This window comes from Pseudomonas sp. HN2-3, from assembly GCF_020691745.1.
In the GTDB taxonomy this organism is placed as follows: Bacteria; Pseudomonadota; Gammaproteobacteria; order Pseudomonadales; family Pseudomonadaceae; genus Aquipseudomonas; species Aquipseudomonas capeferrum.
This window is the reverse complement of record NZ_CP085704.1, coordinates 4,976,803-4,986,375: the sequence shown is the minus strand read 5'-3', so window position 1 is coordinate 4,986,375 and position 9,573 is coordinate 4,976,803. Positions and strand designations below refer to the sequence as shown.

Here is a 9,573-nt window from a genome sequence, read left to right as displayed (position 1 = left end):
GAGCCCGGGCAGCCGGGCTCCCACATTCATTTTCAGCTTCAGGAGCTTTTTGCGTGCAATCGCCTATTCCCGTCACCGTACTGACCGGCTTTCTGGGTGCCGGCAAGACCACCTTGCTCAAGCACATGCTCAAGGCCGAGCACGGCCTGAAGATCGCCGTGATCGAGAACGAGTTCAGCGAGGCCGGTATCGACAGCCAGCTGCTGGGCGACGAGCCGGTGCAGGTCATGACCCTGGCCAACGGCTGCGTGTGCTGCAGCATCCATGGCGACCTCACTCGCGCCCTGTACCTGCTGCTGGAGCGCCTGGACGCCGGCGAGATCGCCTTCGACCGCCTGGTGATCGAATGCACCGGGCTTGCCGACCCTGCACCGGTTGCGCAGACCTTTTTCATCGACGAGGACCTGCGTGATCGCTACATCCTCGACGGCATCATCACCCTGGTCGACGCCGCCCATGCCGAGCTGCACCTGACCCAGGCCATTGCCCAGGCCCAGGTCGGGTTTGCCGACCGCCTGCTGCTGAGCAAGACCGACCTGGTCGAACCTGCGGCGGTGGATGCCCTGCGCGAGCGCCTGTCGCGCATCAACGGCCGTGCCGCCATTCGTGTGGTCGAACAGGGGCGCATCGACCTGGCCGAACTACTCGATGTGCGCGGTTTCAACCTCAATAGCGACCTGGGCGCCAGCCTCAAGCCGGCCCTGCGCCCGGTGCTCAAGCCGGCCACCCCGGACCGTATCTCGACCTTGGTGTTGCGCACCGACACCCCGCTGGACATCGACCGCCTCAGCGACTTCATGAACGCGCTGCTGGAAACCCACGGCAAGCAATTGCTGCGTTACAAGGGCGTGCTGAACATTGCCGGGGACGATCGTCGCCTGGTGTTTCAGGGCGTGCTCAAGCTCTACGGCTTTGACTGGGATGCCGAATGGGCAGCAGGCGAGGCCCGCGAAAGCGTGCTGGTGTTCATTGCCGATGACCTGCCCGAGGCTACGATTCGGGCTGGGTTCGAGGCTTTGAGCAGGGCTTGAGCCGGTGAGGTGCCTGGGCCGCGAACCAGGCCGGCCATGAACTGCGGTGGCGGGTTTGCACTTCGATGCACGGGATCAGCCGCTCGGTGAGCACAGCCGTCTGCCGCGCAGCCTTGGCGGTGCGGTATTTGACGCTGTGGATGCATTCGCGGTCGCCGAATTCGCAGCGGTTCAGCGAGGTACCGCCGCAGGGGCCGTTGGCCAGGCCCTTGGGGCAGGTTTCCGGGCAGATGTAGAGGGTGTCTTCGAGGCGGCAGCGGCCGCAGGTATCGCAGCCCACCAGCGGTCGCTTCAGCGCACGCTCCACCCCGTGCAGCACGCGCGCACCGCGGGCTGTTGCCCACAACGGTTGGCGAACGGCCCAGCCGAATGCCTGGCTCAGCCAGTTGCTGCGGCTGAACAGCAAGGCATGGGACGCGTGCAGCAGGTGGTACCGCGCCTTCTCTTTGTTCGACGCGCTGACCTTCGACTCGCCCTGGCGCCAGCTCGCTGACGGCGGATGAAAGACCACGGCAGGCAGGCCGGGCACCTGCCAACTGGCCGCCCAGGCTGGCGCCCACTGTTCCAGTGAGTGGATCTGCGCTTGCCAGTGTTCGATGCGTTGTTCCAGGGCCAACAGCTGCTTGAGTTCGTGAATACCCGACACGTGCACCCCGGCGTAGCCCATCAGTTTTACACCAATCACCTGCAGCGCCAGCCGGTCGACGCTGCGCGCCTGGGCGTGGGCCTTGGACACGGCTGCTTCCGCTTCGAGCATGTCGCGCATGGACGGCGTGACCGTCACGCCAGCCACGTGATCGAGCATTGCGGCGCGGCCATGGGTAAGGCTCATCAGGCAGGCCAGCAAGGGTTTCGGGTGCGGCTGGCGGTTCATCCAGGTTTGGGCTTCCTGGTGCTTGCTGGCATCGAAGCCCAGTTGCAGGGTCAGAAAGTCGGCGCCCGCAGCCAGTTTTTTCTCGGCCTTGAAGTACTGCGCGCCGCCTTCTTCCTCGCAGTACTTGAATGGGTTGAGCGCGGCACCGAGCAACCAGTGTGGGCAAGCCTGGCGCGCGAGCTGCAGGGCGGCCACCGATTCCAGGTAGCGCACCGGGCGCTCTGCGGGTTGATGCCCAGGCAGGCGGTCGCCAGTGAGCAGCAGCAGTTGGTCAAGCCCGTCGGCATCCATGCGTTGCAGTTGCGCCAGCAAGTGGTGCCGTTCGCGGTCCTTGCCAGAAAAGTGCGGCAGGGCAGGCACGGGTGAGCTGAAGCTGGCGAGGGCGTCCAGGGGCGACAGGTCCAGTGGGCTGCCGACGCGATCACCGATGGCCAGGGTCATCGGCCAGCCACACAGGTGCGCACGGGCCATGATCGCTTCCATGGCGGCGAAACGTTCCGCCGAGGGCTTGGGGACGAACTCCATGACGCAGACGAAGGTTTTTTCGTGCAGCGCCGTTTTCAGCAGGCTCATGGATCGGGCACCGGGTTGGGGCAGGGTGGCATTGTGCGGCAAAGGGCCGATGGGGTCATGTCCGGATGCGTAGGGTGCTGCTCTGAACGAGACATGCAGGTGGACACATCAACATGAGTAAATCTTGATTTCATATCAAATTAAATGAGTTTGTCTCAGCGCTCGTTGGTCCCGAAAATGCCCATATTCATTTAGACATTCTGAGGCACGAGACATGGCACTGGCACATTCCCTGGGCTTTCAACGCATCGGCCATGATCGCGATCTGAAAAAAGCCCAGGAAGCCTTCTTGCAAGGTGAACTCGACGAAGCCGGCCTGCGCGCTGTGGGCCGCGCGCTGCGTGCCAGCCATTGGCAGGTGCAGAAGGACGCCGGCATCGAGCTGCTGCCGGTGGGCGATTTCGCCTGGCACGACCAGGTGCTGACCCATTCGCTGACCTTCGGTGTCGTCCCGCAGCGCTTTCGCAGCCACGATGGTGCCAAGCCTACTTTGCAAACCTTGGTCGCCATGGCGCGAGGCACGACCGAGCGCAGCGACAGCGGCGGTGCCCACGCCCAGGAAATGGCCCGCTGGTTTGACAGCAACTATCACTACCGGGTACCGGAATTCACCGCCGACCAACAGTTTGCCCTGAGCTGGGAGCAGCTGTTCGAAGAGGTCGAAGAAGCCAAGGCCCTGGGCCATGCGGTCAAACCTGTGCTGATCGGCCCGCTGACCTATCTGTGGCTGGGCAAGGCCCAAGGCGCCGACGTCGACAAGTTGGAGCTGGTCGACCGGTTGTTGCCGCTGTACGACGAAATCTTCAACCGCCTGGCCGCACAGGGCGTTGAATGGGTGCAGATCGACGAGCCGATCCTGGTGCTGGATTTGCCGCAAGACTGGAAAAACGCCTACGAGCGCGTTTACAACATCCTGCAACGTGCGCCGCTGAAGAAACTGATCGCCACCTACTTTGGGGGCCTCGAAGAAAACCTGGGCCTGGCGGCGAACCTGCCCGTCGATGGCCTGCACATCGACCTGGTGCGTGCGCCAGACCAGTACCCGACCCTGCTCGACCGCCTGCCGGCTTACAAGATCCTGTCGTTGGGCCTGGTCGACGGCTCTAGTGTCTCGGCCTGCGACCTGGAAAAAGCCCTGGCTGTGTTGCAGCACGCGGCCGAACGCCTGGGTGACCGCCTGTGGGTCGCGCCGTCCTGCTCGCTGTTGCACAACCCATTGGGGCTGGCCTGTGAAGACCAGCTCGACGCCGAGCGCAAAGGCGGGTTGGCCTTCGCCGTGCAGAAGTGCCAGGAAGTGGCCGCGCTGAGCAAAGCGCTCGACGCGCCAGAGGCTGCCCGCGCGTTGCGCGCCACGGCTTGATCATCGGGCCGCTACGGGTGCTTATAATGCCGGCTCGAAAGGTAATCGACAGGGAATGATGCGATGAGAGTTCTGGTAGTCGGCGCCAGCAAGGGGCTGGGCAAGGCCTTCATGGAAGGGCTGGGCAAACCGGGTGATACGCTGATCGGCGTGGCCCGCTCGCGCCCCGAGCGGGTGGTGGCCAGCAAGGATGTCGAGGTGCAGTGGATCGCGGCCGACCTCGCTCAGCCGGCCGCCGCCGTCGAGGCCATTGCCCAGGCGCTGGCGGGCGGTGGCGTGGATACCCTCATCTACAACCTCGGGCTGTGGGAAGCCGAGGCGTTTGCCGAGCACTACAGCTTTCTTGCCGACCGCGATGCCGAACTGCAAGGCATGGTCGACTGCAACATCACGGCCACCATCCTGCTGATCAAGCGCTTGCTGCCGATGCTGCTCGAAAGCGAAAAGCCACGGATCCTGCTTACCGGTTCCACCTCGGGTCTGCCGCAAAGCGGGCGCCCTGAAGTGACCTTTGCCGCGTCCAAGTTCGCCCTGCGCGGTATTGCCGAAGCCTTGCGTGAAGGGTATCGCGAGCAGGGGCTTGGTGTGACGTGCCTGAACCTGGGCTACCTGAACACCGAGGATGGCTTGGATGTGCCAGTGGCAGAAGCCGCGGCGCGCGGGGAAGGGGGGCTGATTCCGCTGCACGATGTGGTGCTGGTGGTGCGCACGATGCTGGAACTGTCGGCGGCCAGTTATGTGCGTGAGCTGACACTGCCAGCGATTGCCGATGAGCGCTTCTGAGTAACCAGGCCCGGCCTCTTCGCGGGTTTGTTCGCGAAGGGGCCGAGCCTGCAGGCATCAATGACGGATCAACGCTCGATCGCCAGCGCTACCCCCTGGCCACCCCCAATGCACAACGTGGCGAGCCCTTTCTTGGCATCTCGCTTGATCATCTCGTGCAACAGGGTCACCAGCACTCGGCACCCCGACGCACCGATCGGGTGGCCCAGGGCAATCGCCCCGCCATTCACATTGACCCGCGCCGCATCCCATTCCAGGGCCTTGCCCACCGCCAACGCCTGTGCGGCAAAGGCCTCGTTGGCTTCGATCAGGTCCAGGTCCGCCAGCTGCCAGCCCGCCTTGTCCAGGCAGCGTTGGGTAGCCGAAACCGGGCCAATACCCATGATCGCCGGATCCACGCCCGCGCTGGCATAGGCCGCGATCTTCGCCAGCACCGGCAAGCCCAGGGCCTTGGCCTTGGCGGCACTCATCAGCAATACGGCGGCGGCGCCATCATTGAGGCTGGAAGCATTGCCGGCCGTCACGCTGCCCTCTTTCTTGAAGGCTGCGCGCAACTTGCCCAGAGACTCGGCAGTGGTACCTGGGCGGGGTTGTTCGTCGCGCTCGAAGACCGTGGGCTCGCCCTTTTTCTGCGGCATCACGATCGGCGTGATCTCGTCCTTGAATCGGCCGGCCTCGATCGCGGCCACGGCCTTGCGCTGGGACTCGGCGGCGAAGGCGTCCTGTTGTTCACGGCTGAGGCCGTACTTGTCCACCAGGTTCTCGGCGGTAATGCCCATGTGGTAGTCGTTGAAGGCGTCCCACAGGCCGTCGGTGATCATGCTGTCGACCAGTTGACCGTGGCCCATGCGCTGGCCGGTGCGGGCCGAAGGCATGACGTAGGGGGCCAGGCTCATGTTTTCCTGGCCGCCGGCAATCACCACCTCGGCGTCACCGCAACGAATAGCCTGGGCTGCCAGGTGCAGGGCCTTGAGGCCCGAGCCGCAGACCTTGTTGAGCGTAAGCGCGGGCACGCTGTAGGGCAGGCCGGCCTTGATCGCGGCCTGGCGGGCTGGGTTCTGGCCGGCGCCGGCGGTGAGTACCTGGCCGAGGATCACTTCGTCGACCAGGGCAGGGTCCAGTTGGGTCTGTTCCAGCAGGCGCTTGATCACGGCTGCGCCGAGGTCGACGGCGGGCACTGTGGCCAAGGCGCCCTGGAAGCTGCCGATGGCGGTACGGGTGGCGGCGACGATGACCACGTCGTTCATGTTGTTGTTCTCCGTGCAAGGGTGGGCGCCGCGAGGGCAGGATGTTGTCAGCATCGGCGGGTTTGGTTCATTTGTTAAGTTTGTTTTTCTTTGTGATTGTTCTGGAAAGCAAATGAATGATGCCGGCCCAGCAGGCAAGGCGCTGACCCTGGGTCTAAGCTGGATGTCGTGCTGTTTCACTCAACGCAACGGAGCTCATGGCCATGCGCATCTTGATCGCTCTTACCCTCCTGATCGGCAGCAGCACAGCATTCGCCGCCACCCAGTGCACCACTGCAGACAAAAGCACCTGGCAAGACCCGGGCAAGTTCCAGGCCCAGCTCAAGGATCAGGGCTACAAGATCAGCAAGTTCAAGGTCACTAAAGGCAACTGCTACGAAATCTATGGTTTCGACAAGGATGGCCGCAAGATCGAGATCTACCATGACCCGGTCAGCGGCAAGGCGGTCAAGACCGAGTACCACGATTGAAGGCCCGCCCCACGGTACAGCTGTGGGACCCGCTCCTGCGGCTGTGCCACCTGTCGTTGGCCACGGTGTTCTTCGCGGATTATTTTTTCAATGAAGAGGGCGACGACTGGCACCAGTGGCTGGGCTATTACGGGTTGGCGTGCGTGATGTTGCGCCTGGTCTGGGGCTTCGTCGGGCCGCAAAGCGCGCGCTGGGCCGACTTCTGGCCGACCCCGGCACGCCTGGCCGCCCACGCCCGCGCGCTGATAAGCGGGCAGCCCTACCATCGCCTGGGGCATTCGCCGATCGGCGCCCTGGTGATGCTGCTGATGCTCACCGGCATCGCGGGCCTGGGCCTGACCGGTTGGGCGTCGCAAGAGGTCGACGCCCTGTGGGGCGCCGACTGGCCGATGAGCCTGCACAGCTTTCTGGCCGACGCGGTGCTGGCGTTGGTCTGCGTGCATGTATTGGCAGCCATCGTCGAAAGCCTGCGCCTGGGCGAGAACCTGCCCTTGTCGATGATCACCGGCCGGAGACGATTACCGGAAGATCAGTGAGCGTTTTACGCTCGCGGCCACCTACACCGCCGGGCACTGATGGGTCGCGCAATAGATGCCGTCACCCCCTGCCGCAATGGCGCTCGATGCCCCGACGCTCTTCAAAATCCCACACAGTAGAGCCTGTAGGCTGGGCGGTGGTGTCTTTGTCGTATATTGATATCGATATAAAAATCGTGACGGGAGCTTGATGTTATCTCGAAACCGATATAATCTTCGCCTTGCTGATGTCGCTAACCCCGCGCATTTGAGCCCCACGATAGGCACGCCGGGTACTCAGCCTCCCTTACCAATACCAGGATGGATCTCATGATGAGCGCTCAACATTTTTGTCACGAACGATTAAGGAGTTTGTCCCATGCAAGACGAGCAAAAGCCCCTCGAATGGGTTGGCAGCAGTAGGGAAGACCTGCGGGATTTCCCGGAGGGTGCGAAACAGCGGGCTGGTTACCAGCTGGAGCTGATCCAGTACGGTGATGAACCTAACGACTGGAAACCAATGGAAAGCGTAGGGCAGGGGGTGCGGGAAATCCGTATCAAATGCAAAGACGGGGCTTTTCGCGTGTTTTATGTGGTAAACCGGCCGGAAGCGGTATACGTCCTGCATGCGTTTCGCAAGACCACTGAAAAGACGGAAAAGCGCGATATCGACCTGGGTAAGGCTCGGTACAAGTCGCTGGACTGATGGACTGCTGCTATCCCCTGCCAATGCTGGGGGTAAAGGACTTGGATACCCCTTCCCTCACGGCAAGGGGTAAAGTTCTAGACCTAGGGCCCACTCGATTAACTTACGAATTGCTTTGTGCAAGAAACAACCTAATCCGTAACAGAGGGACATATAAAATGGCAAACGAACGCACTACCTCCGTTTGGGACGCGTTGGTTGACTCGCCAGAAGACGCCGAGAACCTTCGGGTACGCGCAAAGCTAATGCGTATCCTTACCAAGACAGTTAAGTCTTGGGACCTCCCACAGAAAGATGCAGCACGTCAGCTGCACGTAACACAGCCGCGTTTGAGCGAGCTGCTGAATGGGAAAATCGACAAATTTTCCCTGGATGCTCTGGTGAACATGCTGGCCAGCGCAAATCTGGAAATTGATATCACTGTGAAGCACAAGGCGGCCTGACCAGGCGGTTGAAAGCAATAGGGCTGGCCATTTGGCTGGCCCTTTTTAGTTGTGCGCCAGGCATGGCGCGTTGCGTGTTAGTGCAACAGGACGATCCACTGGCGCAGCCGTTTCTGCAGTGGCTGAAAGCGGTACTCGGCGGCAACCTGGGTTTTGTATACCCCCAATCACCCCGTAATATGTGTCGGATAACCGGCGGGGGTAGTCTCACCCTCTGATCAATCGGAATCGCCCGTGGCGGCGCTTCCCTGGCATAAACCTGACGAGGTACAGACATTGGCCATCATTCATCCTAAGGTCCGCGGTTTCATCTGCACCACGACCCATCCGAAGGGCTGCGAGCTCAACGTCCGTGACCAGATCGAAGCCACCCGCAAGCTGGGCGTGCGCGAGGATGGCCCGAAGAAGGTCCTGGTGATTGGTGCTTCCAGCGGCTACGGCCTGGCGGCCCGCATCACCGCAGCGTTCGGCTTCAAGGCCGACACCCTGGGCGTGTTCTTCGAAAAAGCAGGTACCGAGACCAAGGCCGGTACTGCGGGCTGGTACAACTCCGCCGCCTTCGACAAGTTTGCCAAGGCCGAAGGCCTGTACAGCAAGTCGATCAACGGTGATGCGTTCTCCGATGAGGCCCGTGCCAAGGTCATCGAGCTGATCAAGAACGAAATGGGTGGCAAGGTCGACCTGGTCATCTACTCCCTGGCCTCCCCCGTGCGCAAGCTGCCGCAAACCGGTGAAGTGATTCGCTCGGCGCTCAAGCCTATCGGCCAGCCTTACAAGTCGACCGCCATCGACACCAACAAGGACACCATCATCGAGGCCAGCATCGAGCCGGCTTCCGAGCAGGAAATCGCTGACACCGTCACCGTCATGGGTGGCCAGGACTGGCAGCTGTGGATCGATGCCCTGGCCGGTGCCGACGTGCTGTCCGAAGGCGCCCGCACCGTGGCCTTCAGCTACATCGGTACCGAGATCACCTGGCCGATCTACTGGCACGGTGCCCTGGGCAAGGCCAAGCAGGACCTGGACGAAACCGCGCTGCGCCTTGACCAGAAACTGGCCGGCGAAATCAAGGGCGGCGCCAATGTGGCCGTGCTGAAGTCGGTGGTCACCCAGGCCAGCTCGGCCATTCCGGTGATGCCGTTGTACCTGTCGATGGTCTTCAAGATCATGCAGGAGAAGGGTGTTCACGAGGGTACCCAGGACCAGTTGGACCGCATGTTCCGTGATCGCCTGTACCGTGCAGACGGTGCCCCGGCCGCAGTCGACGAGAAGAGCCGCCTGCGCCTGGACGACTGGGAGCTGCGTGATGACGTGCAGGACGCCTGCAAGGCCATGTGGCCGCAAGTCACCACCGAGAACCTGTTCGAGCTGACCGACTATGCCGGTTACAAGAAGCAGTTCCTCAACCTGTTCGGCTTCGAGCGCGCTGACGTCAACTACGACGAAGACGTGGCCACCGATGTGAAGTTCGACTGCATCGAGCTGTAAGCACGGCTGAAACATGAGGGGGCTGTACCGCCCTCTTCGCCGGGCAAGCCCGCTCCCACCGGTGCTCCACAAGGCTTTGGCTC

9 protein-coding genes and 1 pseudogene are annotated in these 9,573 nt (G+C 62.4%); 8 read left to right on the top strand and 2 right to left on the bottom strand.

Annotation, left to right across the window (positions count from 1 at the left end; translation table 11 throughout):
- Positions 1 to 53 precede the first annotated feature (53 nt).
- Positions 54 to 1,031: a GTPase gene (gene yjiA / locus LJX93_RS22645; protein ID WP_033702933.1), complete on the top strand. Its 978-nt coding sequence runs from the start codon at positions 54 to 56 to the stop codon at positions 1,029 to 1,031.
- Here yjiA and LJX93_RS22640 read toward each other — a convergent pair.
- Entirely contained in the window at positions 991 to 2,478 is a 1,488-nt protein-coding gene (locus LJX93_RS22640; protein WP_047582615.1) for a methylenetetrahydrofolate reductase C-terminal domain-containing protein, read from the bottom strand. The two genes, yjiA and LJX93_RS22640, sit on opposite strands and share 41 nt — an antisense overlap.
- A gap of 214 nt (positions 2,479 to 2,692) precedes the next feature.
- Between LJX93_RS22640 and LJX93_RS22635 the strand changes: the two are divergent.
- A pseudogene (locus tag LJX93_RS22635) lies at positions 2,693 to 3,829 on the top strand (5-methyltetrahydropteroyltriglutamate--homocysteine S-methyltransferase); the annotation flags it as partial.
- 72 nt (positions 3,830 to 3,901) lie between these two features.
- Positions 3,902 to 4,621, top strand: a complete 720-nt coding sequence (locus tag LJX93_RS22630) for an SDR family oxidoreductase (RefSeq protein ID WP_227696429.1) — start codon at positions 3,902 to 3,904, stop codon at positions 4,619 to 4,621.
- A gap of 68 nt (positions 4,622 to 4,689) precedes the next feature.
- Here LJX93_RS22630 and LJX93_RS22625 read toward each other — a convergent pair whose 3' ends face one another.
- On the bottom strand, positions 4,690 to 5,868 hold the full coding sequence (locus tag LJX93_RS22625; protein ID WP_047582619.1) for an acetyl-CoA C-acetyltransferase: 1,179 nt from the start codon (positions 5,866 to 5,868) through the stop codon (positions 4,690 to 4,692).
- 203 nt (positions 5,869 to 6,071) lie between these two features.
- Here LJX93_RS22625 and LJX93_RS22620 point away from each other — a divergent pair, with 203 nt between their 5' ends.
- The 5 genes from LJX93_RS22620 (at position 6,072) to fabV (ending at position 9,490) form a co-directional block, all read left to right on the top strand.
- Positions 6,072 to 6,338 carry a PepSY domain-containing protein gene (locus tag LJX93_RS22620; RefSeq protein WP_047582639.1) on the top strand — a complete coding sequence of 89 codons (267 nt, stop codon included), beginning with the start codon at positions 6,072 to 6,074 and terminating at the stop codon, positions 6,336 to 6,338.
- Positions 6,335 to 6,874 (top strand): cytochrome b/b6 domain-containing protein, encoded by a 540-nt coding sequence (locus tag LJX93_RS22615; RefSeq protein ID WP_186658862.1) that lies wholly within the window; start codon positions 6,335 to 6,337, stop codon positions 6,872 to 6,874. Before LJX93_RS22620 ends, LJX93_RS22615 begins: the two co-directional genes overlap by 4 nt.
- Before the next feature lie 358 nt (positions 6,875 to 7,232).
- Positions 7,233 to 7,559, top strand: coding sequence for a type II toxin-antitoxin system RelE/ParE family toxin (locus LJX93_RS22610; protein ID WP_186658975.1), 327 nt, complete (start codon positions 7,233 to 7,235; stop codon positions 7,557 to 7,559).
- A gap of 158 nt (positions 7,560 to 7,717) precedes the next feature.
- Entirely contained in the window at positions 7,718 to 8,002 is a 285-nt protein-coding gene (locus tag LJX93_RS22605) for a helix-turn-helix domain-containing protein (RefSeq protein ID WP_033702926.1), read from the top strand.
- A gap of 276 nt (positions 8,003 to 8,278) precedes the next feature.
- Positions 8,279 to 9,490 (top strand): enoyl-ACP reductase FabV, encoded by a 1,212-nt coding sequence (gene fabV / locus LJX93_RS22600; RefSeq protein WP_047582624.1) that lies wholly within the window; start codon positions 8,279 to 8,281, stop codon positions 9,488 to 9,490.
- Positions 9,491 to 9,573: the final 83 nt, after the last annotated feature.

What these genes read in the sequence shown, in the direction of transcription:
- LJX93_RS22640 (WP_047582615.1), bottom strand. Translation starts at nt 2,478, where the DNA reads ATGAGCCTGCTGAAAACGGCGCTGCACGAAAAAACCTTCGTCTGCGTC.
- LJX93_RS22630 (WP_227696429.1), top strand. Translation starts at nt 3,902, where the DNA reads ATGAGAGTTCTGGTAGTCGGCGCCAGCAAGGGGCTGGGCAAGGCCTTC.
- LJX93_RS22625 (WP_047582619.1), bottom strand. Translation starts at nt 5,868, where the DNA reads ATGAACGACGTGGTCATCGTCGCCGCCACCCGTACCGCCATCGGCAGC.
- LJX93_RS22620 (WP_047582639.1), top strand. Translation starts at nt 6,072, where the DNA reads ATGCGCATCTTGATCGCTCTTACCCTCCTGATCGGCAGCAGCACAGCA.
- LJX93_RS22610 (WP_186658975.1), top strand. Translation starts at nt 7,233, where the DNA reads ATGCAAGACGAGCAAAAGCCCCTCGAATGGGTTGGCAGCAGTAGGGAA.
- LJX93_RS22605 (WP_033702926.1), top strand. Translation starts at nt 7,718, where the DNA reads ATGGCAAACGAACGCACTACCTCCGTTTGGGACGCGTTGGTTGACTCG.